The organism is Haloarcula sp. KBTZ06 (genome assembly GCF_048595605.1).
GTDB classification, from domain to species: Archaea; Halobacteriota; Halobacteria; order Halobacteriales; family Haloarculaceae; genus Haloarcula; species Haloarcula hispanica.
Genome location: NZ_CP184340.1, coordinates 56,805 through 80,183, shown reverse-complemented (window position 1 = coordinate 80,183; position 23,379 = coordinate 56,805). Strand labels below are relative to the sequence as shown.

The 23,379-nt window shown below is 56.8% G+C and carries 15 protein-coding genes, 3 rRNA genes and 7 pseudogenes; 16 read left to right on the top strand and 9 right to left on the bottom strand.

Annotated elements, in window-relative coordinates; all coding sequences use genetic code 11:
* The first annotated feature begins 31 nt into the window (after window positions 1-31).
* Window positions 32-1,312, top strand: a complete 1,281-nt coding sequence (locus ACNO8S_RS18810) for a Cdc6/Cdc18 family protein (RefSeq protein ID WP_151104275.1) — start codon at window positions 32-34, stop codon at window positions 1,310-1,312.
* Between the two features lie 157 nt (window positions 1,313-1,469).
* Here ACNO8S_RS18810 and ACNO8S_RS18805 read toward each other — a convergent pair whose 3' ends face one another.
* The 3 genes and pseudogenes from ACNO8S_RS18805 to ACNO8S_RS18795 all read right to left on the bottom strand — a co-directional run.
* Window positions 1,470-3,650: a heavy metal translocating P-type ATPase gene (locus ACNO8S_RS18805; protein ID WP_420183102.1), complete on the bottom strand. Its 2,181-nt coding sequence runs from the start codon at window positions 3,648-3,650 to the stop codon at window positions 1,470-1,472.
* A gap of 124 nt (window positions 3,651-3,774) precedes the next feature.
* Window positions 3,775-4,203, bottom strand: a complete 429-nt coding sequence (locus tag ACNO8S_RS18800; protein WP_050036494.1) for a universal stress protein — start codon at window positions 4,201-4,203, stop codon at window positions 3,775-3,777.
* Between the two features lie 452 nt (window positions 4,204-4,655).
* Window positions 4,656-4,820: pseudogene (locus ACNO8S_RS18795) on the bottom strand (FAD:protein FMN transferase); the annotation flags it as partial.
* A 1,774-nt stretch (window positions 4,821-6,594) separates the two neighbouring features.
* On the opposite strand from ACNO8S_RS18795, the gene ACNO8S_RS18790 reads away from it, so the two are divergent.
* The 3 genes from ACNO8S_RS18790 to ACNO8S_RS18780 all read left to right on the top strand — a co-directional run bounded on the left by ACNO8S_RS18790 (window position 6,595) and on the right by ACNO8S_RS18780 (window position 7,676).
* Window positions 6,595-6,903, top strand: a complete 309-nt coding sequence (locus ACNO8S_RS18790) for a hypothetical protein (protein WP_225306838.1) — start codon at window positions 6,595-6,597, stop codon at window positions 6,901-6,903.
* Window positions 6,904-6,970: 67 nt separating this feature from the next.
* Complete coding sequence (locus tag ACNO8S_RS18785; RefSeq protein WP_008308706.1) at window positions 6,971-7,261, top strand: ArsR/SmtB family transcription factor; 291 nt, start codon at window positions 6,971-6,973, stop codon at window positions 7,259-7,261.
* Between the two features lie 184 nt (window positions 7,262-7,445).
* A complete protein-coding gene (locus ACNO8S_RS18780) occupies window positions 7,446-7,676 on the top strand; it encodes a hypothetical protein (RefSeq protein WP_014030570.1) in 231 nt (76 codons plus the stop codon).
* A gap of 190 nt (window positions 7,677-7,866) precedes the next feature.
* Here the strand turns inward: ACNO8S_RS18780 and ACNO8S_RS18775 are convergent.
* Window positions 7,867-7,962: pseudogene (locus ACNO8S_RS18775) on the bottom strand (IS1595 family transposase); the annotation flags it as partial.
* Between ACNO8S_RS18775 and ACNO8S_RS18770 the strand changes: the two are divergent.
* From ACNO8S_RS18770 to ACNO8S_RS18725, 10 genes and pseudogenes are all read left to right on the top strand, one after another.
* Window positions 7,960-8,181 (top strand): annotated as a pseudogene (locus tag ACNO8S_RS18770) (cell division control protein Cdc6); the annotation flags it as partial. The pseudogenes ACNO8S_RS18775 and ACNO8S_RS18770 overlap by 3 nt on opposite strands.
* Window positions 8,182-8,934: 753 nt before the next feature.
* Window positions 8,935-10,406: ribosomal RNA gene (locus tag ACNO8S_RS18765) — 16S ribosomal RNA — on the top strand.
* A gap of 369 nt (window positions 10,407-10,775) precedes the next feature.
* Window positions 10,776-13,705 (top strand): 23S ribosomal RNA (locus ACNO8S_RS18760).
* Between the two features lie 133 nt (window positions 13,706-13,838).
* A 5S ribosomal RNA gene (gene rrf, locus ACNO8S_RS18755) occupies window positions 13,839-13,961 on the top strand.
* Together the 16S, 23S and 5S rRNA genes form the textbook arrangement of a ribosomal RNA operon.
* A gap of 207 nt (window positions 13,962-14,168) precedes the next feature.
* Complete coding sequence (locus tag ACNO8S_RS18750) at window positions 14,169-14,753, top strand: DUF7437 domain-containing protein (protein ID WP_014030573.1); 585 nt, start codon at window positions 14,169-14,171, stop codon at window positions 14,751-14,753.
* 408 nt (window positions 14,754-15,161) lie between these two features.
* Complete coding sequence (locus ACNO8S_RS18745) at window positions 15,162-15,488, top strand: UPF0175 family protein (protein ID WP_014030574.1); 327 nt, start codon at window positions 15,162-15,164, stop codon at window positions 15,486-15,488.
* Window positions 15,485-15,991 carry a twitching motility protein PilT gene (locus ACNO8S_RS18740; RefSeq protein WP_014030575.1) on the top strand — a complete coding sequence of 169 codons (507 nt, stop codon included), beginning with the start codon at window positions 15,485-15,487 and terminating at the stop codon, window positions 15,989-15,991. The genes ACNO8S_RS18745 and ACNO8S_RS18740 overlap by 4 nt, the downstream gene beginning before the upstream one ends.
* Before the next feature lie 283 nt (window positions 15,992-16,274).
* Window positions 16,275-16,412 (top strand): annotated as a pseudogene (locus ACNO8S_RS18735) (UPF0175 family protein); the annotation flags it as partial.
* Window positions 16,409-16,913 (top strand): annotated as a pseudogene (locus ACNO8S_RS18730) (twitching motility protein PilT). The pseudogenes ACNO8S_RS18735 and ACNO8S_RS18730, both read left to right, overlap by 4 nt.
* Window positions 16,914-17,721: 808 nt before the next feature.
* Window positions 17,722-18,545, top strand: a pseudogene (locus tag ACNO8S_RS18725) (IS5 family transposase).
* Between the two features lie 164 nt (window positions 18,546-18,709).
* Here the strand turns inward: ACNO8S_RS18725 and ACNO8S_RS18720 are convergent.
* Both ACNO8S_RS18720 and ACNO8S_RS18715 read right to left on the bottom strand, forming a co-directional pair.
* Window positions 18,710-19,219, bottom strand: coding sequence for a hypothetical protein (locus tag ACNO8S_RS18720; protein WP_050036649.1), 510 nt, complete (start codon window positions 19,217-19,219; stop codon window positions 18,710-18,712).
* Window positions 19,216-19,815, bottom strand: a complete 600-nt coding sequence (locus ACNO8S_RS18715; RefSeq protein WP_420183101.1) for a DUF7437 domain-containing protein — start codon at window positions 19,813-19,815, stop codon at window positions 19,216-19,218. Before ACNO8S_RS18715 ends, ACNO8S_RS18720 begins: the two co-directional genes overlap by 4 nt.
* A gap of 140 nt (window positions 19,816-19,955) precedes the next feature.
* On the opposite strand from ACNO8S_RS18715, the gene ACNO8S_RS18710 reads away from it, so the two are divergent.
* Together ACNO8S_RS18710 and ACNO8S_RS18705 are read left to right on the top strand one after the other, a co-directional pair.
* Window positions 19,956-20,081, top strand: coding sequence for a hypothetical protein (locus ACNO8S_RS18710; protein ID WP_255355532.1), 126 nt, complete (start codon window positions 19,956-19,958; stop codon window positions 20,079-20,081).
* Between the two features lie 192 nt (window positions 20,082-20,273).
* Window positions 20,274-20,411 carry a hypothetical protein gene (locus ACNO8S_RS18705; protein ID WP_420183100.1) on the top strand — a complete coding sequence of 46 codons (138 nt, stop codon included), beginning with the start codon at window positions 20,274-20,276 and terminating at the stop codon, window positions 20,409-20,411.
* Here ACNO8S_RS18705 and ACNO8S_RS18700 read toward each other — a convergent pair.
* The 3 genes and pseudogenes from ACNO8S_RS18700 to ACNO8S_RS18690 all read right to left on the bottom strand — a co-directional run bounded on the left by ACNO8S_RS18700 (window position 20,408) and on the right by ACNO8S_RS18690 (window position 23,290).
* Window positions 20,408-21,507: pseudogene (locus ACNO8S_RS18700) on the bottom strand (SOSS complex subunit B family protein). The gene ACNO8S_RS18705 and the pseudogene ACNO8S_RS18700 overlap by 4 nt on opposite strands.
* A gap of 1,073 nt (window positions 21,508-22,580) precedes the next feature.
* Window positions 22,581-22,733 carry a hypothetical protein gene (locus tag ACNO8S_RS18695; protein WP_154020781.1) on the bottom strand — a complete coding sequence of 51 codons (153 nt, stop codon included), beginning with the start codon at window positions 22,731-22,733 and terminating at the stop codon, window positions 22,581-22,583.
* Window positions 22,734-22,801: 68 nt separating this feature from the next.
* On the bottom strand, window positions 22,802-23,290 hold the full coding sequence (locus ACNO8S_RS18690; protein WP_050036652.1) for a hypothetical protein: 489 nt from the start codon (window positions 23,288-23,290) through the stop codon (window positions 22,802-22,804).
* Window positions 23,291-23,379 lie beyond the last annotated feature (89 nt).

Sequence of the window (23,379 nt, the reverse complement as noted above, 5' to 3'; positions counted from 1 at the left end):
TTTCACATAGATTGTATCTATCGGGTATACGATGGGACTCGAACCGTTCTCTCCTGACTCCACTATCTTCCGAGACGAATCGGTCCTACGGGACGGATATCAACCTGACCGTCTTATTGAGCGCGACACAGAACTTGAGCAGTACCAGAGTGCGCTCAAACCTGTGATTAACGGTGCGCCGCCGAAAAACCTATTTTTATATGGCCAGACTGGAGTCGGAAAGACACTATCTTCGAGGATGGTCGTTGAACGACTGATCGAGGATCAGCAAAATATCGACGGTGTCGACGTTCAAGTAATTGAGCTAAATTGCAAATCGCTGAACAGCAGTTACCAGGTGGCTGCAAACCTCATTAATCAATTTCGTCCGGCAACCGAGCAAATCAAACCGACCGGGTATCCGAGCGGAATGATCTACAATATGTTGTTCGATGAGCTGGAAGCACTCGATGCAACACATTGCTTGATCGTACTTGATGAAATTGATGCCATTGGGAATGATGACGACATCCTGTATAAGCTTCCACGGGCGAACGATAACGAGAACGTTGAAGATACACTGGTTGGGGTAATCGGTATCTCGAATGACTTCACGTTCCGCGATAACCTCTCAGCGCGTGTGAAGGACAGTCTCGCTGACGAAGAGATCCATTTTCCACCGTATGATGCGAACGAACTCGGGAACATCTTGAAACAGCGTGCTGGTGAGGCGTTTCACGATACTTCGGCTCAGCGACTTGATGATGGCAGTTATGAGTTACAGTCTGACATTTTGGCGGGCGATGTGATTCCGTTGTGTGCAGCGTTTGCCGCACAAGACTCTGGAAGTGCCCGACAGGCGCTGAAGCGATTGTATAAGGCTGGAGATCTGGCACGAGATAAGGAGTCCGATGTCATCACCGAAGCGCATGTGCGACAGGCAGACGAGATTGTTGAGCGCGATAAAGTTCGCGACGAATTAACTCGCTTGCCAACACAGAGCAAACTGACTCTCTACTCCCTATTACTGTTGGAGCGGGAGGATGAAACGCCGTCCAAGCGTAACCGAATTTACGAGCGGTATGTAATGGCTGCAAAGCGTATCGATGCGGATGTGCGGACTGACAGAACGATTCATGACCGGTTGTCACAGTTGACGTTGAAAGGGTTCCTAGACGTAGACGAACAGAATAAGGGCCCCAAAGGCGGCTCATACTATGAGTACGAATTTTCGATTCGCGCGGATTTGGCACAGGAAGTACTTCAAGAGGACGAGCGGTTAGCGGAGTTGTTTGCTACAGATGAGACATCGACGACGCTAGACTCGTTCTGATTCTGTCGTGATCCGGATTAACCAACAACAAGATCGGCTACAATTGGCTGTTGGTTAAGACTCCTTTTGAAGTAATAATGTCCATCGAATGCAGGCGTTTTCGATTGTTCACTCGCCCTCTGTGTTGATGACTGTCTCTTGCCCACCGGCCAATTTCTCATCCACGAAAGCCGAGCAACCGAAGGCCGTTTAGCGAGACGAGAACCGTTGACCCCTCGTGTCCGACTACGGCAAGCGGGAGCGGGATTCCACGGAGGAGGATCGTACCGACCATGAGTGCAATCGCGCCGAAGGCGATGGCGAGATTGATGGTGAGTGTTCGGCGAGTCCTGCGGCCGAGGCCGAGTACGTAGGGAATCTTGCTGAGATCATCGCCCATCAGTACCACATCAGCAGTATCGAGCGCGACATCAGTCCCTGCACCCCCCATCGCGATGCCGAGGGTCGCTGTGGCGAGGGCTGGGGCATCGTTAACACCGTCACCGACCATCGCTACGTTCTCGTGTTGTTCGACCAGCTCTTCGATAGTCGCCACTTTCTCTTCCGGTAGCAGTTCCGCCTGGACTTCGTCGATGCCGACCTCGTCGGCAATGCGCTGTGCGACGCGCTCGTTATCGCCCGTCAGCATGACGATATGCTCCACGCCGAGCGATCGGAGCTTGTCGATCATCTCGGCCGCGTCAGGGCGAACGGTATCGGTGAACGCAAGCCACCCCAAGACGCTGATGTCGACGTGACTCTCTCGGGCAACGAGGACGCTCGTTTTTCCCTCTTCCTCTAAGGTTTCGAGCCGGCTGAGGCCGGGTTTGAGACCGTCGACTGATTCGTCTCCGAGAACTGTCTGGAAGTAGCTTCGGTTCCCGATATGGATGGTTTCCTCGCCGACGTCAGCTCGAACCCCCTTCCCGGCTACCGACTGAAACCGTGCGGCGTCGGGTGTGTCGAGTGATCGTTCGTCTGCCGCCGCCACGGTCGCACGAGCGAGATGATGCTCCGAGCGGGCCTGCACTGCGGCCGCGAGCGAGAGAAGCGAGTCCTCGGTTAGTGTCTCGTCCCCCGCACTATCACGGACGAATACGTCGGTCAACTGCGTGTCGCCCTGTGTGAGTGTGCCGGTCTTGTCGAAGGCGACTGCGTCGATATTCGCTGCTGTCTCGACGTGTTCGCCTCCCTTGAACAGCACGCCCTGCCTGCCACCGGAGGCGATTGCTGAGAGGACTGCCGCGGGCGTCGAGATGATGACCGCACACGGCGAGGCGGCGACCATGAGCGTCATCGCGCGGTAGAACGTCCCCGTGAACTCACTTCCGAGCGCGAGTGGAATTGCGATAGCTGCGATTGTGAGCCCGAACACCCCGAGGACGTACGGTTGTTCGAGCTGGTCGATGAGCCGCTGTGTCGGGGCTTTCTCGCTCTGGGCTTCTTCGACCATGGTGATAAGGCGGCTGATCGCCGATTCGTGGGCCTGCCGAGTGACTTCGATTTCAAGGCTCCCGCTCTCGTTGATCGTGCCGCCGAACACCTCGTCGTCGGGTTCCTTCGGTACCGGGACGGATTCGCCGGTGAGCGAGGCCTGGTCGACCGTTCCCTCGCCGGACGTGACGACGCCGTCGAGTGCAATCTTGTCACCGGGGCGGACGACGAACACGTCACCGACATCGACGTCATCGATGGGTACTGTGACCTCCTCACCGTCACGAAGGACCTGCGCTTCGTCCGGTCGCATCTCGACGAGCGACTTGATCGCCCGCCGCGAGCGGCCGATTGCGTAGTGTTGGAGCGTGTTCGACAGCGAGAACAGGAAGAGAAGCATCGCACCCTCGAAGGGTGCTCCGATCGAGAGCGCCCCGAGCGCGGCGACGATCATCAACAGGTCGATGTCGACCGCACGGTGGCGGAGCGTCTCGATGGCCCCTTTGAGTCCGTACCACCCGCCGAAGACGTACGCGACGCCGTAGCCGCCCCACATGAGGAGTGGCGGGCCATTAAGCCATCCTGTCGCGAGGCCGGTTACCATCCCGAGCAAGGTTAGACCGACAAATACGGCCTCCTGCCTGAGTTCCGAGCGTGTGGTCACCTCGTCGGGGGCCGTGTCGCGCTCGTTCTCGATCGAGACGTTGCGGTCGCAGACCGCTTCTCGAAGTTGCACCCCCGAGGTGACGCTCTCGTCGTAGGTGATTCGAACGTTCCCCGTTCGGAACGAGACGTCGACATCGTGGACACCGGGTGTGTCTCCAAGGTAGCGTTCGAGAGCGCGCGCACCCCCTTCGCCGCGACCGCCTCGTCGTTCGATCTGGATGGTACAGGTCGATAGCGGAGGCGACTCAGTAACGGTCACGCGATCTCCCTATGTACTGTACTATGGTTTTGTATTGTCGGTCTGTCATTGTGTTTCTGTCTGACTGCGTACGAAGCGGGTGTTTCACACGGTGGATTCTCGTCTGCCCCCCGGTCCGAATGCTTCAGCTGATGATCGTTACCGGGATTCGCGCTCGGCGGGTAACTGTCTCGGCAACGCTCCCGAGAAGTGCACGGTCGATTCCTGAGCGGCCGTGGCTGCCCATGACGATCTGATTGACATCGTGGTCGTCAGCGTATTCGAGGATTGCTCGTGCCGGTTTTCCGACTTCCGTGACGGTAACGAGTTCGGTATCACGTTCCGCCGCGAGGTCCGTGGCCGTCGCGTGGATTCTGGTTGCTCGTTCTTTGGCATTGTCGTACCAGTCCTCGGCAACTGGTAAGCCGCCAGCCTCCACATCGATAACGGAGTCGAGAGGATTGATAACGTAAATCGAGGTGATGGGCGCGTCCGGGAAGGTCTCGATAGCGTATGTGAGCGCCCGCTCTGAAAGCGGGGAGCCGTCGAAGGCGATGAGAACGTTGACAGGCATGAGAAACTATTTGATGCTGAATTGAAATGAATGTACTGCTCAGTGGGTTGTGCGACGACGATTCGTCTTGGAGCGTTCAGATGAATCGGGTTGGGGAGCATCACTCGTTCGGATTCGACGGTTGAACGCCAATCGTTTTGACAACCTGCTCCCTCGATTTGGTTGTATCGACCTCCGAGTAGTTCACACTCGAAGCGTCCATCGCCTGAAGCATGCCACTCGCGCAACTCCTTGAACAGTACGTCAGTCTCGGTATCTTCGTCCTCGCTGGGGGCCTCAGCGTCCTCAGCCTCCTCGCGTGGCGCCGAGAACGTGATCGTCGCATGCGAATCGTCAGTTCCGGTATCAAACTCTGTTGGTAGTGTCTCACTGTCACCACGCAAAAACGTTTTGAGGCCTTTTTCGACGCGGCCCTGGTGAATATCGAACACCCCGCCGGTTCGGTCGTTGTATTCGATTCCACGGCGAACGATTCGGACAACGTGTTCGTTCCTGACTTCTCCTTCACGGTTGAGCTGGTTGACGGCACTCGCCGCATCGAAGGTGTTCAGCTGGGCTTCGAGTGATTCAGCCGTTTTTCGGGCCGCAGTTGCCCCAGCCTCGGCCCGAACGCCCATCGCCTGAATCCGAAACGTCGTGTCACAACACTCGAACTCGCGGTAGGTGTTCCCGAACCGTTCATAGACCGATGCGAGCGGACCCGTCGTCTCAGTCACTCTTCCCCAGCGACACCAGCTGTGAGGAGCGCACCGACGGGAGTGAATGCGACGAGTTTGTTCTTCGGGATAGGAACGCGCATAATTAGCTACCCCTCTGTTTAGAACCGCTATCTTCGGCGTGGCGGTCGTTGCATTCTGCCATTGCAGATAGAGGGTTGAGACAGGCTTAGTAAGGCGTTCGCGTCCAACCATCGAATTTTCGCACGGCTATCGAATCGATTCAGAGCGCGAGGTGGATTCTGAGTATGTATGTGACTTCGTTATCGAGCAACTGGCACTACTGGCAATCCCCTGTTTGCCCTGCGTACGGAATGAAGCGTACTGGATCTGGCGCGCTATCGATCTCCTCGTCCAAGCCGGATTGACTGGCGAGTATGAGCACTCACCGGTGATTACAGCGGACAACACGCTGACGCTACTGAAGAAGGAAACCGGGATCGGGTAGTGAGGTACTCTGTTCGGGTTAGCGCGCCGTCTGAGTGGCTACGCTGCTGGAAGTCTAGAAAATTTGTCCATATGGATGGGTGTGTGACAAGAATGGCCGCTTGGAGAGCCATTTGGGCAGTTTCCGCTGACCGAATCGGTCAAATTCACGCTTCACAGCCCTGCTAAACTCGCTGTAGTCTCAACATCACAACTGAGCCAGAAGTTGAGACCGGTGCTCTCAATGTATATGCTCTGAGCGACACAGTAGTTACCTCAACGTACTATCATCTGTCAATATCGGGCGTTCTGCATGAACTGGAATGAATTTGTGCCTAACCTGTGGCCGATTTCGGCAATCGACTAAGTCAGATCCCCGGCCAGTACGATCTGTATGTCATCGGGTATCTCTCGGAAAGCGTTTCTTCGCGCAACTGGGGTCGCACTTGCTGCGACTATCGCAGGGTGCAATAGCACAACCGACAACAGCGGACCGAACACCAATACACAGTCCGCTTCTGAGGCCTCTCCGCAATCTGAACAACAGAATGACGACTCTCCGACGTTCGGTAATTTCTACGTCGGCAACGCAAACACAAGCAGTAGTACGGTCATCGACGGACGTGCTGAAGTCGTATATACACAGCCCGAAACAGCCACCGACAAGTCACCCGTCGTAATGGTGCCCGGCCTTGGGTTGTCACCGTACATTTACCGGACGACACCTGACGGTCGACGCGGCTGGGTGGAGTACTTTGCCGAAGCTGGCCATCCAGTGTATGTATTTAACCCGCCTCGAAACGTCGATTCAGGTGGCTTAGACACTGCTGCCCTCCAGAACTCTGACTCTGCGTCACTCTCCCGGTGGTCTATCGATCGAGCCTGGCCGACGTGGGGGTTCGGACCTGAAGCCGGTGACCCATACGAGGACGTTCGATACCCGGTCGAGTCGGTCGACCAACTCGTTGCGTCATTCCCCGCATACGTTAGCACTGGTGGCGGAGGTGGAGGTAGACAAAGTGGAAGCCAGACGGGTGGACGTGGCAGCGACCAGAACTCCACACCTGCGGATTCCACTGAGACCACAGCTGGAACCCAGACTGGGTCGACTACTGGAGGTGGCGGTGGGAGCCGGTTCACACCATCCCAAGAGACTGCCGCCCTAGAGGCGCTTCTCGATCGTGTTGGTCCGGCAGTGCTGCTCGTTCACTCAGCGGGCGGTAGTTCCGGATTCACGGTTGCACAAGCTGTGCCAGACCTCGTTGAACGGATCATCGCAGTTGAGCCGGTCGGTGCGCCGACTGACCCGCAAACTGTAGCGGAGATGGGTGGTGATGCACCGTTTATGGGTGTGTATGGCGATTATGTCGACGAGCGCGGACAGACTGGTCGCAAGGAAGCGACCCAGACAACTGCAGAGTTCGCAGGAGAGACAAGTCCCGCATCGACGCTACTTAGCCTTCCGGATGAAGGGATATCCGGAAATACACATCTCATGATGCAAGACGACAATAACGGTGAAATCGCTGATCGAATTGTCTCCTGGATCAGTGACTAATTCGGGGTATAGTATCGTTCGGACCGAGACAGAATGTATTTGCACCGACCAAATGAATACTCAATAGATGCGGCAGTTGCTCTGGTGGCTCATTGGTGGGTCTCGTGGAGGCCGCAATCGGCTTCGTATCCTCCGCGCACTCAACGACCAGCCACGAAACACCAACCAATTGTCGAATGACCTAGATTTGAACTACAAAACAGTGCAGCACCACCTCGAAGTCCTCGAAGAGAGCAATATCGTGACCACGGAGGGCGACAATTACGGGCAGATGTACTTTCTCTCAGACCGAATGATGAACAACCTCGACATCATGGAAGACGTGGCGGAACAGGCCGGAGTTGATGATGATTCGTAACTGGATCAAGAGTCCACTTGGAACGACAGTAGCGAGTGCGACTGCCGCGAGTGGTATCGCACTCTTAGTCGCACTCTTCACATCAGTTCCATCCCATGGCCCTCCGTCGAGGGCGCTGTCCTCCCAAGTTGAACTGCTCATTCGGATGGAGGTTTTCTTTACAACCCTAAACCTCGTGTTACTGGTGGCACTCGCAGCCATCTACATGCAGCTTTATCGCGACCTTCCGAACAAGTACACAGCAAGCCTGCTTGTGCTAAGCCTCGCGCTGCTCCTATACGCGGGTACGTCAAATCCAGTAGTACACAATGTCTTCGGCTTCCGACCTCGCCCAAACATCGGCGCGTTCGTGTTTCTCCCGGACTTCTTTATCGGACTTGCCATTTTAGTTCTTCTCTATCAGAGCCAGACCTGAGTTCGCATCAATTTTTCAGATCTATGAGAAGGATTTCATAGACTGATTTCGTTCACCGATTAGACGGACTCTCTCGAAGTCGGTGTCACCGGTCGCCTCTGCAGTTCGGGCAGCGGTATGGCGGACGACTGCTCGGACGTCGGGTTGTTTCAAATAAATAATGCTCTTGGGTAAGCGATTGTTGGTGGCGTCATAGCGCTGTTTCAAGGATGATTTTGAGCGCTTCGTCGCCGGGTTTTCGGCGGACGCATTTTCGAAGCAGTAACACTCTGAGACAGGGTGTGAGGATGAACTCGAAAAGAACCAGCTCTACGAGGGTATGCAAGAACTCACGACACAGGGACACGCTGTCTTGTGTGCGCTTGCATATCACCAAGCGCTTGACGAAGTTCCTATCCGTTCTCGTGACCTCTACGACCGGTACATCAAAATTTGCGACCGGCTCGACGCCGATAGCGTCAGCGAACGGCGTGTCCGTGACCATCTATCGGATATGAATATGCTGCAAGCAAATCTTTCGAATTACTGAATCACGCTTTCACCAATAGCTTCGGAAATGGTGGTGTGTAGCTCCGGAAACAGTGGTGTGTTTCGGTATGTCTTCACATGAACTAACGGTGTATTGCAGGACTGGTAGCTCTCTCTTGGACTATGACCACTCGCTCAGGGTCGTATCTCGAGTTTCTGTAATGTGGCTGGATGTCCGTCCGGTCAAATCCAAGTGATGAGAGAACGCTCTCAGCAGTTCGAATGAGTTGTATCTGGTAGTAGTTCGGGTCGTAAAACGCAACATCTTCATGAGCCAGCGTAACCCGATCTCGCGAGGATTTCTCATCGTCGCCAGCTATGTGCTCAATATACTACTTGAATGACATGATTGTTGTATTGGATTAGACAATGTGGCTATTTCTCTAGTGTGTATGCGACACATGTTCTGTGTGGTGCCTAAACACGGTGGATTCGAGACCGTCCATTTATATACTCCCCTCCCATCGGATGTAATGCGAAGGTCGCGCCGGGCAGCGCTCTCGGAACGACACCCCAACGCCACCGTCGTGGTGGCCTGGGTCACTCGCTTAGAACGCGAGGCCACTGAGGCTTTGTGTTCGTGTATGAGGATTCCACCCCTGCGGTCCGCCGTTAAGATGGAATCTGATGTGAGCCCACGGACCCATGCAGTAGTCAACACTGGCGTAGGAACCAGTGTGTTAGCTTCCGACGGAGTGCAACCACTTCCGCCGCTGATGTATATCAGCACATTCCGGTTGATCCTGCCGGAGGCCATTGCTATCGGAGTCCGATTTAGCCATGCTAGTTGCACGAGTTCAGACTCGTAGCATATAGCTCAGTAACACGTGGCCAAACTACCCTACAGACCGCAATAACCTCGGGAAACTGAGGCCAATAGCGGATATAACTCTCATGCTGGAGTGCAGAGAGTTAGAAATGTTCCGGCGCTGTAGGATGTGGCTGCGGCCGATTAGGTAGATGGTGGGGTAACGGCCCACCATGCCGATAATCGGTACAGGTTGTGAGAGCAAGAGCCTGGAGACGGTATCTGAGACAAGATACCGGGCCCTACGGGGCGCAGCAGGCGCGAAACCTTTACACTGCACGACAGTGCGATAGGGGGACTCCGAGTGTGAGGGCATATAGCCCTCGCTTTTCTGAACCGTAAGGTGGTTCAGGAACAAGGACTGGGCAAGACCGGTGCCAGCCGCCGCGGTAATACCGGCAGTCCAAGTGATGGCCGATATTATTGGGCCTAAAGCGTCCGTAGCTTGCTGTGTAAGTCCATTGGGAAATCGACCAGCTCAACTGGTCGGCGTCCGGTGGAAACTACACAGCTTGGGGCCGAGAGACTCAACGGGTACGTCCGGGGTAGGAGTGAAATCCTGTAATCCTGGACGGACCACCAATGGGGAAACCACGTTGAGAGACCGGACCCGACAGTGAGGGACGAAAGCCAGGGTCTCGAACCGGATTAGATACCCGGGTAGTCCTGGCTGTAAACAATGCTCGCTAGGTATGTCACGCGCCATGAGCACGTGATGTGCCGTAGTGAAGACGATAAGCGAGCCGCCTGGGAAGTACGTCCGCAAGGATGAAACTTAAAGGAATTGGCGGGGGAGCACCACAACCGGAGGAGCCTGCGGTTTAATTGGACTCAACGCCGGAAATCTCACCGGTCCCGACAGTAGTAATGACAGTCAGGTTGACGACTTTACTCGACGCTACTGAGAGGAGGTGCATGGCCGCCGTCAGCTCGTACCGTGAGGCGTCCTGTTAAGTCAGGCAACGAGCGAGACCCGCACTTCTAGTTGCCAGCAATACCCTTGAGGTAGTTGGGTACACTAGGAGGACTGCCGCTGCTAAAGCGGAGGAAGGAACGGGCAACGGTAGGTCAGTATGCCCCGAATGGACCGGGCAACACGCGGGCTACAATGGCTCTGACAGTGGGATGCGACGCCGAGAGGCGAAGCTAATCTCCAAACGGAGTCGTAGTTCGGATTGCGGGCTGAAACCCGCCCGCATGAAGCTGGATTCGGTAGTAATCGCGTGTCAGAAGCGCGCGGTGAATACGTCCCTGCTCCTTGCACACACCGCCCGTCAAAGCACCCGAGTGGGGTCCGGATGAGGCCGTCATGCGACGGTCGAATCTGGGCTCCGCAAGGGGGCTTAAGTCGTAACAAGGTAGCCGTAGAGGAATCTGCGGCTGGATCACCTCCTACTGACCGGGATCAGGGCCTTGCCCTGACCCACCTACATTGACTGGTGACCACAAGTCACCGCGAGTCGGCAAGCGCCGACTACTGCATGGGCCCGCTGGGCTCACAAGACCTATCCGAGGCGGATATCCCCTCACGGGGATGTCGGGTGCAACTCCCGACGGGTCCGTACTCCGTATCGCTTCGAAATCCGTCCCCTTAAGTGTGGGACGGCGTTCGACTGTGATACGACGACAGATGCACCAGGTCGGGTGAAACCGCGCCTGGGAAGGGTCGATTCGCCCACCATCTCCACCTTGGGGGCGAATATGAAACCGTGTGTACGTGCGATCCAGGCGTCCACTGGACTCGTTCAGTTGAACGAGTCACAACGACGTTGGCTACTATGCCAGCTGGTGGATTGCTCGGCTCAGGCGCTGATGAAGGACGTGCCAAGCTGCGATAAGCTGTGGGGAGCCGCACGGAGGCGAAGAACCACAGATTTCCGAATGAGAATCTCTCTAACAATTGCTTCGCGCAATGAGGAACCCCGAGAACTGAAACATCTCAGTATCGGGAGGAAAAGAAAACGCAACGTGATGTCGTTAGTAACCGCGAGTGAACGCGATACAGCCCAAACCGAAGCCCTCACGGGCAATGTGGTGTCCGGGCTACCTCTCATCAGCCGACCGTCTCGACGAAGTCTCTTGGAACAGAGCGTGATACAGGGTGACAACCCCGTACTCGAGACCAGTACGCTGTGCGGTAGTGCCAGAGTAGCGGGGGTTGGATATCCCTCGCGAATAACGCAGGCATCGACTGCGAAGGCTAAACACAACCTGAGACCGATAGTGAACAAGTAGTGTGAACGAACGCTGCAAAGTACCCTCAGAAGGGAGGCGAAATAGAGCATGAAATCAGTTGGCGATCGAGCGACAGGGCATACAAGGTCCCATGACGAATGACCGAGACGCGAGTCTCCAGTAAGACTCACGGGAAGCCGATGTTCTGTCGTACGTTTTGAAAAACGAGCCAGGGAGTGTGTCTGTATGGCAAGTCTAACCGGAGTATCCGGGGAGGCACAGGGAAACCGACATGGCCGCAGGGCTTTGCCCGAGGGCCGCCGTGTTCAAGCGCGGGGAGCCATGTGGACACGACCCGAATCCGGACGATCTACGCATGGACAAGATGAAGCGTGCCGAAAGGCACGTGGAAGTCTGTTAGAGTTGGTGTCCTACAATACCCTCTCGTGATCTATGTGTAGGGGTGAAAGGCCCATCGAGTCCGGCAACAGCTGGTTCCAATCGAAACATGTCGAAGCATGACCTCCGCCGAGGTAGTCTGTGGGGTAGAGCGACCGATTGGTGTGTCCGCCTCCGAGAGGAGTCGGCACACCTGTCAAACTCCAAACCTACAGACGCTGTTTGACGCGGGGATTCCGGTGCGCGGGGTAAGCCTGTGTACCAGGAGGGGAACAACCCAGAGATAGGTTAAGGTCCCCAAGTGTGGATTAAGTGTAATCCTCTGAAGGTGGTCTCGAGCCCTAGACAGCCGGGAGGTGAGCTTAGAAGCAGCTACCCTCTAAGAAAAGCGTAACAGCTTACCGGCCGAGGTTTGAGGCGCCCAAAATGATCGGGACTCAAATCCACCACCGAGACCTGTCCGCACCCGTTACAGGGTGATCGAGTAGATTGGCGCTCTAATTGGGTGGAAGCAGGGGCGAGAGCTCCTGTGGACCGATTAGTGACGAAAATCCTGGCCATAGTAGCAGCGATAGTCGGGTGAGAACCCCGACGGCCTAATGGATAAGGGTTCCTCAGCACTGCTGATCAGCTGAGGGTTAGCCGGTCCTAAGTCTCACCGCAACTCGACTGAGACGAAATGGGAAACGGGTTAATATTCCCGTGCCATCATGCAGTGAAAGTTGACGCCCTGGGGTCGATCACGCCGGGCATTCGCCCGGTCGAACCGTCCAACTCCGTGGAAGCCGTAATGGCAGGAAGCGGACGAACGGCGGTATAGGGAAACGTGATTCAACCTGGGGCCCATGAAAAGACGAGCATGATGTCCGTACCGAGAACCGACACAGGTGTCCATGGCGGCGAAAGCCAAGGCCTGTCGGGAGCAACCAACGTTAGGGAATTCGGCAAGTTAGTCCCGTACCTTCGGAAGAAGGGATGCCTGCTCCGGAACGGAGCAGGTCGCAGTGACTCGGAAGCTCGGACTGTCTAGTAACAACACAGGTGACTGCAAATCCGCAAGGACTCGTACAGTCACTGAATCCTGCCCAGTGCAGGTATCTGAACACCTCGTACAAGAGGACGAAGGACCTGTCAACGGCGGGGGTAACTATGACCCTCTTAAGGTAGCGTAGTACCTTGCCGCATCAGTAGCGGCTTGCATGAATGGATTAACCAGAGCTTCACTGTCCCAACGTTGGGCCCGGTGAACTGTACATTCCAGTGCGGAGTCTGGAGACACCCAGGGGGAAGCGAAGACCCTATGGAGCTTTACTGCAGGCTGTCGCTGAGACGTGGTCGCCGATGTGCAGCATAGGTAGGAGACGTTACACAGGTACCTGCGCTAGCAGGCCACCGAGTCAACAGTGAAATACTACCCGTCGGTGACTGCGACTCTCACTCCGGGAGGAGGACACCGATAGCCGGGCAGTTTGACTGGGGCGGTACGCGCTCGAAAAGATATCGAGCGCGCCCTATGGCTATCTCAGCCGGGACAGAGACCCGGCGAAGAGTGCAAGAGCAAAAGATAGCTTGACAGTGTTCTTCCCAACGAGGAACGCTGACGCGAAAGCGTGGTCTAGCGAACCAATTAGCCTGCTTGATGCGGGCAATTGATGACAGAAAAGCTACCCTAGGGATAACAGAGTCGTCACTCGCAAGAGCACATATCGACCGAGTGGCTTGCTACCTCGATGTCGGTTCCCTCCATCCTGCCCGTGCAGAAGCGGGCAAGGGTGAGGTTGTTCGCCTATTAAAGGAGGTCGTGAGCTGGGTTTAGACCGTCGTGAGACAGGTCGGCTGCTATCTACTGGGTGTGTTATGGTGTCTGACAAGAACGACCGTATAGTACGAGAGGAACTACGGTTGGTGGCCACTGGTGTACCGGTTGTTCGAGAGAGCACGTGCCGGGTAGCCACGCCACACGGGGTAAGAGCTGAACGCATCTAAGCTCGAAACCCACTTGGAAAAGAGACACCGCAGAGGTCCCGCGTAGAAGACGCGGTCGATAGACTCGGGGTGTGCGCGTCGAGGTAACGAGACGTTAAGCCCACGAGCACTAACAGACCAAAGCCATCATTCATACGCACTGTGACTCATTCACCGACGAATTATCTCGTCGCTGAACGAGTCCAGGCGCAAACTGGATCGCACGTAATCACACGGTGGAGTTAATCGAGACTGGTACTATCGCGGTTCGATTCCGTGACTCGACGTTAGGCGGCCACAGCGGTGGGGTTGCCTCCCGTACCCATCCCGAACACGGAAGATAAGCCCACCAGCGTTCCGGGGAGTACTGGAGTGCGCGAGCCTCTGGGAAACGCGGTTCGCCGCCACCATTCATACTTACATAGCCCACTCAGGAGAGACATCTCTCCCCGGTGGGCCTTCCGTATTTCTAAGCAACTGACCCACTCAGTGAACAGATAGCTTTCGCACTCTGTGAGTCGTCTGTGGCACGCTGGTAATTATCCAACTATCAGTGACTGGCTCACTGGTTGGCATCGTCCTACCCGTTATTACTCAATACATGAATTATGAATTGTATGTCGAAAGCCGCCGGGGACCCAGAACGGGCTATCAATGGTCTGCTGTCGATTGCACAACTGCTGGAAGAGCCACGCTTGGCCCGGCTCTACACGTTCGTCCTTCGTGAGGGTGAAGTGATTATCGACGATATCGTCGCTGTGTTAGAGATCCCCCGCACGACAGCGTACTCGGATATGGGGACGCTCGTCGACCTCGGTGTCGTGACCCGAGATGAAGCGCAGAAGACGCACACGTACTCTACTGTCCCGATTACGCTCACTGCAGATTTGGACGGTGACGAGTATACCGTCACTCCCACTCTCATCGAGGCTGTCGGTCGCTCACCACACGACCAAGACCTCAACCTCCTCTTGGAGAGATATGGGCTCGGCAAACTCGCGGCTGCGCTTACGTATGCCATTCCCTATACCAACGACGAGATGTCTGAACGAGTCGCAGCTCGAGAGCTTGATCTACAGCAGGCCCTCGCTATTGCGGTCTTGCATGCGCTTCAGGATGTGGTTCAACACATGGAAGCCGTTGATCCATACTTCGAGGATATTCGGAACGCTCGTGACCAACTACCATCAGCGGAGGACTAACGAGCCACTATCAGTACGCCATTCGACCCACTTCAGGGGTCGGTAGCGTGGGTCGCAGATACCGGATTTTTCATCGCCTGTGGTCGTCAGCAGGATAGTAATGTTGCTCGGGGACTGCGTCGGGTGTTTCCGTTTGGACGGTGGTATCGGGGATGCTAGATCAAGGAACTGCCTACAGTGATCACGTTGCGTGGCATTACGCGAAGTGTTGCGCCGGAACCAACCGACAACCGGTAGGTATCAGGAATCAACGGCGCTGCAAGCGTTGTCAACTACGTCTTCGCTGGGAGTACCTATGTGGGGCTCGACTGCGACGACACTATTTCACCTGCCGACAGGCACCCTAACAACTCAGCGGAACTTCGTCGCAATTCATATAATGTATGCAGAGTTAGGATCTAGTAAGCCATGTCTCGAACCACTGCCACCATTCCGGATGATCTAACGGACCTCATGGAGGGGGCGGTCAAAGCGGGCATCTTCGAAAATAAGAGCGACGCGATCCGCCATGTACTCCGTGAATACTTCGAAGAACACGAGAATGCACGGGTTGCGGCTGCTGTCTCATTGTATGAAGAGGAACGAATTACGCTTGGGACTGCTGCTCGGCTTGCTGGGTTTAACCGCTTCGAGATGCGAGACATCCTGCGTGAGGAGGGTGTTGAACTTCGATTTGGACCGGAGGATATGGATGCCGCACGCGATGAAATAGACGTGGCTCGGAATCTCGAATGACAGGTGTGCCTGCTAATGCGACGGTTCTCAATACAACTGTTCTCTCGAACTTCGCGCAGGTGGATCATATCGAACTCATAGCGGACCTGCTACGACTCGTCACGGTTCCTGCTGTCCAGATGGAACTCACTGAAGGTGTTGAAACCCATCGCTATCTCGAACGTGCAGTAACTGCGCTTGAAGAAGAAATTCCCGTCATTGAGGCATCAGCGGAGGCGCACCAAATCGAGCAGTCCCTCTTGGAAATGCTTGATCCGGGTGAGGCTCAAGCACTGGCAGTTGCAGACGACACTGATGGAACGATCGTCACTGATGATGGTGATGCATGTGCGACTGCGAATCAACGGGGCATCGAACTAACTGGTTCGATTGGGCTGCTTGCCCGTTCTGTTGAGGATGATCGAATTACAGCAACGACTGCAGACACGCACCTTAAACGCTGGATTGATGAGGCTGGGTTCCACTCACCTGCTCGGGATTTCGATGCGTTCCTTGACGACTAGCGCCAGTATCGGCGTGAAGCCCTGATCTTGGGGGCAGCTGAGGGGTAGTCGCTATCGACATCTCTCATATTTCGATACTCATATCGACTCGATGTCTGCGATGTGTCTGACGAAGAATTAAGTTAGAACATCCAGATTATCTGGATAATCTGGTGAGTAAAGATATGCCACATGACATAGATAATCTAGATAATCCAGATAGTACCAATATTCCAGATGATCTACCGCCGACACGGATTGCCATTTCGAATCAAAAGGGCGGCGTCGCAAAAACAACCGATGCAACATCCTCCGTGAGCACGGTGTTGAACTTCGCCTCGGGCTCGTTAACGAAGACGACGCAGCCTACGAGGTAGAGGCAGCACGCGAACTCGAATTTGATGATGAGGACTCGTCTGATGAGGAGCCCCGTGCTAAATGACAGGTAACGATCTCCCAGCGAACCCGAGCGTCTTGAACACGACTGTCCTCTCGAATTTTGCGTACATCGATCAGCTGTGGATAGTTGCTGACCTTTCTGGAATCTGTACGGTACCAGTCGTTCGTGAGGAGCTTGAACACGGCGTTGCTAACACCCATATCTTCAGGAAGCACTCGATACGCTTGATGACGAAATCCCAGTTGCGGCGATTTCGGATACTGTCGCAAACAGAGAAGCCGTTGTTGGGGGCATCTCGATCCTGGGGAGCACAGGCGTTCGCTCTCGCCGACGCACACGACGGTTGACTGCTGACAGACGACGGAGATGCCCGGTCGTTTGCGAAAGACCAGGGCGTGACCGTTGTGGGGGTCGGTTGGCGTTCTGTTGGCTACAATCGATGCTGGGAGGATTGACGAAGCCACTGCTGACGAGTGGCTGTCGAAGTGGATCGATGAGATCGACTACTACGTCCCGTATCGAACGATCTCGGAGTATCGATGACGGGCTTGTTCGGAGTTCAAAACGCCTGAGTAAACAGCCTCGGGCGCGGTAGCCCGAGGCTTTTGTTGGTTCCCTCAGCCGTGCGCTAGCACTCCCTGCTCGGCAAGCGAGCGGGATGAGGTTGGGCGGCTTACGCGCCCCGACCCAGACAGACGCACCAACCTGACTTGTGGTTGGGTTTTGTGAGTCCGGTAATTCGTATCAGTATCGTCGATCACCGGACCTTCTACAAGACACTCCAAGCGCAGTAGCTGTCTCTCCAGCACTGACGAATGCCGCCAAGAGCGACCCCTAAACAAGCGGTCTTTCGAACTGTCCCATAGACTCCTCATCAAGACTGGCCAGTGTGCGATTCGACGCCCTGGTACGACCGTTCTCACTCGACGGGTTGTAATCAGATATCCGGACTGTCTTGGAAACGTAGTTCAAACATGACGCTCATAACACAGTGACCCATGTTTCTCTGTGCGCTCGCGTTGGCCCATTTCAGATTTGAAGGTCAGAACTGCTACAGAGGGTCGATCTGCTACGAGATACAGACGCTCTTTCGGGCAATCGTTCTGAAGGCATGTCGCGATGAGATTACGAAACCATACTCCTCGCGTATATAGAGCGTCGTCCGGAACTGTGTGTTGATCTGGGTTTCGAGACCAACAGGAAGTGGTGCGTGAGACGTGATTCGAAGCAGTTCAGGCTCGTTGTTCCGTCTGAATATCTGTATTACTTCCATTAGCTCTGGTGAATTGCAAGACTGCAACGACTTGGTCCGTCACAACTAGAGAGTTGAAGCGGGAACGGCGGATGCTTCATGTCTAAAATATCCCGCTACACTGGAAAGGTAGTGACGTTGGCTAAAAGTGCTGTTGGTGGTCGAGGCGAATCCGCCGCCCCACAGGGTGGCGGCGGATTCGCCGACTACGCCGTCGTTTCGCTGCATTGTCTGCGGATTTACTTAGAGAAGTCTATCGCGAAGCGCTTGCTCTTCTGAGCGAGATGCCACAAATACTGGCGGAGATCGGCCTTCAGAAGGCCGATCCCCCTGATCACTTGACGCTAGTGAAGGTGTTTAACAGGATCAAGACGGCGGTCTGGCGAGTGATGCTGCGCCTGTCGGCGCAGCTCCACGAGCTATCTGGTCATGCAGCGATTGATGCGACGTTTTTCGACCGCGAAAACGCCAGCAAACACTACTGACGACAGACGAATTATCGTGTTCAAACGCTCAAAACCACCGCACTCGTCGATTCTGAGTCACAAGCTATTCTCGATGTTCACTGTACAACTGAGAAACGTCACGACACGCAGATCGGCTGGCAACTCGCCCGTCGCAACGCAGGCGAGTTGCACAGCTTCGCCGCAGACAAAGGCTACGACTGGCAACGGTTACGTGATAAACTCCGGGAAGAGGACGTAAGACCGCTGATCAAGTATCGGGAGTTCCGTCCCATCGATCCGCGCGTTATGCGCGTGATCGATGGGACTCTCTACGGCCAGAGAGTGTTGTCTGAGACCGTTTTCTCGGTGATCAAGCGCACGCTCGGTGACGCCGTGCGTGCGCGAAGCTGGTACCGTGTGCTTCGTGAAATCACCCTGACGTGTGCCGTCTACAACATCAACCGTGCTGTGAGCTAGGGAAATCCAACGCCGTATGGCGATTCACCACGGCAGTTAAGACAAAAACGGATGAGCTAGGCGAATAGATCCTGAATCGCTTCCGTGGAAACAATCGTACCGCAATTGGAATACAAAATGTCGAAGATAAAGTAGGGAGATCTCGACAGAGTATTGAGAATCGACTAGCTATCGCCCGGGAGTAAATCTTCGAGGAACCGGAAGCCGTTCACGAACGTCACCGAGTCACCGTATCCCTCACTGGTGAGCACAGTTTCAGCCCCTTCGCCGGCGGCGATATCGGTTGTATAGATGTACACTTGGCGTACTGTCCCCGAACTGAGATGCTGAGCAGCTAGGGCCGCAAGCGCGGCGTCGGCTCGCTCGACCTCGTCTGCGGGTCGGTCATCGGCGCTCGCAATGTATCTCTGGACGCCATCCATCGCCCTCGAGACGATGGGTTTGGAAAAATCAAGTGGCGCTGCGACATCAGCCCACTCCTCGTTGATCGCAGCATCGACAGGTGGCGCTTCAACGTCGGAGTCGTCGACTGTTAGCTCCTCGTACACTCGCTCTGGAAGGACGAAGGTGATGTCGTTCTGGCGGGCAAATCGACGGACGGCCTTGTACCGCCTGTTCGACAGCTGCCCCATCGCGACGAACAGGCCGGTGTCGACGATATGGAGGCTGCTCACATGTCATCAGCCGCGTCGCTGTCGTCGCTGTCCAACTCGTCAAGCGACGCGCCCGACGCTTCGATGTCGTAGTGCTCGTGGACGACGGGCCGGAGCGCCTGCAGGATCATCTCCGCAGCTAGCGGCGAGACATCGAGATCCTCAGCCATCAGCCGGTGGGTCGTTTCCCCACGTTCGCGGGCGACCGCGTAGGTGAGCGCCGTTGCGAGGCCGGCGACGCTGTGGCGGTCGATGTAGGTGTCGATGTCATCGTTGGACTCACGGCGACCGACCGCGTCAATGAGCGCTGGCGTGATCGTGTACTCGCGGTCGCCCGCGACTGTTGTCACAGTCAGATTGATCTCGCGGGCTGCATATCGACGGGGCTGCTCGTCGTGAGTGACCTCAACGACGTCGGCGTCAACGAGCCGGTTAACGTAGCTGTAGGCAGTTCCCTGCGCGAGGCTGAGTTCGTGCATTACGTCTTGGACAGTCGCCTCGTCTTTGCGAGCGAGGTATGCGTACAGCTGTGCCAGTTGAGGCTCTTCGAGGAGATCCGCGACCGAGAGGAAGTCGCGGACAATGTCGCCGTCGGTTTGGTCTGAGGTGCGTGACATAGTGTACGTTAATTACAGTTTACAGAGAAACAGTAAAGAGTGTTCTGGTCACTATCACGGTATCGCGATAAGCTTCTCTTTGAGGTAGTGCATCCAGTAGCTGGTCCACTGGGACTCTCTTGATCGACGGTCGACCAACTATGAGTAAAAACGATTCCAGTCTCTGCTTCCAGCTGCAGGCCGGGATCGCGCCCGCTACCGCAGGCACGATGGACCGCCGCGAGGCGCGCGATAGCGCCGAGCGCAGCGCCCCGTCGTCCTCGTGAGCGGGAGCGAACGAGGGCTTGACAGACGACCAGCGGGAGTCTGTCGGTGGCGTCGCGCGCTGTCGCGACCCACCAGCCACCCACCCTTAGTTCCTCCCGGGCCGGCTGGCCCACGCTCACGCACACACCAGGACACCAGCTCTCTCACAGCCGCCACCAGACTGACCCACGTTGACGCGCTGATGCGGTGGCGTGCCAGTCCGTGCGCGCGGTTGTCTCGCCGCCGTCCGCTGTGCCGGAGACGGCGGCGAGGCTGCGTGCGCGAGCACCGTCGCACCGCCCGAGGAAGCCCCCCGCTCGATGGGTGACGCCCTCGCTACCGGGCGTTAGTCTGCGGAGTGGACCATGCCCTGATGGGTGGCGGCTCCATGCTCAGTGTCGAACAGGTCCGAACACCCGGACTCGGGACAGCGGGCCTTCCCGAGCGTCACGGCGACCGCGCGGTCAGAATCCCGCTCGTTGGCCCACTGATGGGTGTCTGACTCGGCTTCCCATGACGCCGCCGTTCGACTATCGCCGGACGAACCGAACGAACCGCCCCCGTGTCCGGTAGGCGCGGGACCGTCGCCGCGCTCGATGACACACATGAGCGTGTCGCTCGTGACCGCCACCGTCTTGATACCGTTGTAGTCGTCGGGCTTGCCCCCGGAAATCCGAACTCTGTCGCCCTCGCGGAGCGTGCGAACCATCTCGCCGCCGTGCATGGACTTGCCCCAGACCGTGACCTTCGCGCTCGTTCCCTCGTCGTCCTCGATGTAGAGGACTTGGTACTGGTTCCGCGCGTCTGGCTCCGCGATGATGTGGGTCACTTCGCCCTCGACCGTACACTCGTAACCGTAGGGACTCACCTCGGCGATGGGCGTGGGGACTTGCAGTTCGTTCTGGGCCTCGTCCAAGACGGTAAAGGAAGCGTCGTACAGGCTGTTACAGTCGCCCATCTGCCCGGACACAAGGGCCGCGAGTCGGCGGCTTGCTGGTTGACTCGCGCCAGCGTGTCGCGGTCCATCCACTGCCGAGGGTCAGCCGGGGAACGGAACCCGTCAGCGCGTTCGGTTTCCGCGTCGGTGAGCTGGCGAGCCGACGCCTCGCGGTCGGCACCGTCGACGTGAGCGCGTGCGACCTCGGAGTGGCGGGCTTGCTCGGCTTCGCGTCCGTGACGTTCCTCCTGCTGTTCCAGCGTTTCGCCAAACCGCCGGTCCGGACCAACCTCGGTCGAGCGCGTCCAGTCGTATGCCTCCTCCTGCCGAGCGTAGAAGTTGCCACGGCTATCGCTACCCCGATTCATCCTGAAATCGAGTTCGTCGCCGTTCTCCGTCTCTGCGACCGCCTCTAGAAGCTGTTCGGGGCCACCCTCGACGTGGGCCGAAAGGGAAACCGTCTTGTTGCTTGCCGATGCTTTCTTACCGCTGGAATTGCTAGCGTACATTGTCTTTCGTGTTCCAACGGAAAGACACTTGTCGGGTGCTCTAACACCCGATTTCTGCGGCGTGAAACTGCCCTGCCAGCGCCGCGTGCGTCGTGTCTTTCCGTACTTAATGGCATGGGTGCCGAATACTTAAAGGTAACGGACCATTTGGATTGTTTCAAGTGCAATCTTCGGGCGTCTGAGTGGTTTCTAAGTGGCGTCTTGTGTTTCGCGTTTCGAGGGAGAATAGTATATAAAACCGTAGGTGGTTGACACCCCGGCAGGCGGCCCCATCGTGTGCGGTTGCGGTGAGCCAGCATCCCGCGCGGCCGGCGCTCCCTCGCCGGAACGAGGACGCTCCTTGCAGTCGCTGTGTTCCGGGCTGCTCACTTCGTTGCGCTGCCGGGCTTTCACCCATCCGGCACTCGCTTGGCCGCGCGGGTTCCTCAGCCGGATCGCGCGCGACTCCGACGCGTGCGTTCGATTCAGCTGTGCTGTGCCGTAGCAGTCGGGTGGGACTGAAAGGGGCACGCCGCTGGCGCTTGCCGTGGTCGCGTCAGCGGCCCCTATCCGAACGGAGTGAGGATATGTCGCTGAGCGACCGCCAGCGGCGTGGGGCTTTCAAGATGTGCTGGTCCGACACCGAGTCCGCCGTCGCGATGTCGCTCGGAGTAGTACCGTCGAAGCCAGCAGTCCCGTCGCAGTCAGTGTCAGTAGTCCCGCCAGCAGTCCCACGAGTCCTGCCATCCGAACCGCCGCCTCCCTCGACACCGTCACGAGTGCCACAGGACTCGACTCCAGGGCCAGCAACACCAGAATCCCCTGCCGGCCACACACGAGACACACGCCACTCCTACCCTCTCCGCCGGCCATCGGTCCACGCACCGGCTCCGCCAAGAGCGAGCGTGCCGCCCAGCGGCGGCTGCCCGGCGGTCAGACGACACACCAGCCAACCACCTGTATCTGCCCGGCCGTCAGTCCCACGCTGAGAGGGACCGACTGCCAGCGCGAGTGCAGTCGTGTCCCTCTCGTCTCCAACCACGCGCGACCCCGACGTGCGCGTCGTCACTCCCCGGAAACGCAGACCAGCGATTCTACATAACTCGCTGGTGGCCCTCCGTACACGTCACGACAGTCTCGGTGCGCGGGTCACGAGCGCGTGGGTCTGCCTCGACGTCGACAGTCTCGGTCTTGACGATGTCTGCGTCACACTCCTCTCTCGGGCATGAATCAGGAGTCTCCGACATTCGTGTTCCTCACCCGCCAGGAACACACAAAATCGGGTTCGACGAAAACTGACTGCCGCAGCTCTCCCTCAGAAGTGGACGTCGGCGGGGACGATCCAGAGGTTATCACTCTCGTCCAGAAGCCGGTCAAGCTGCGTCCGATCGCGAATCCCACATCCGTGTTCCTCATACAGTGCAATCTCTGGACCCTTGGCGGCTCCGACTCTCTGGAACGCACATCGAGTGAGGTCTTTGTCGCGCATAATCTCCTCGTCTGAGAGCTCGTCGAGGGCGTCTTTGACCGTCTGGAGATTACGCTCGAACGCTGACTTCGTTGTCTCCCAGCCATCGCCAAGGAGTTCTTGGCCGACCTCGGAGTCGACCGGAGCCGCGGTCGGACGCTCGCCCCACCGGGATTTGCTTGCGACGGTGGAACTCTCGTCGAACGTGACGTAGTAGTCGAACACTGCGTTTGAGTGCCTGTCGACGCCGACCAGGTTGTCGAAAACGCCTTTGCCAGCGGCGAGTGCTGCGTCTGCTGTCGATGCCTCAACGAGCGCGTAGATGAGCATATGCATTGGTAGACCGTGACCTGCCGGCGCTCCACGCACTGCAGTCAGTGCGACGCCGGCACCCTCGTCGGCGCACACAAAACTCGGACCACTGG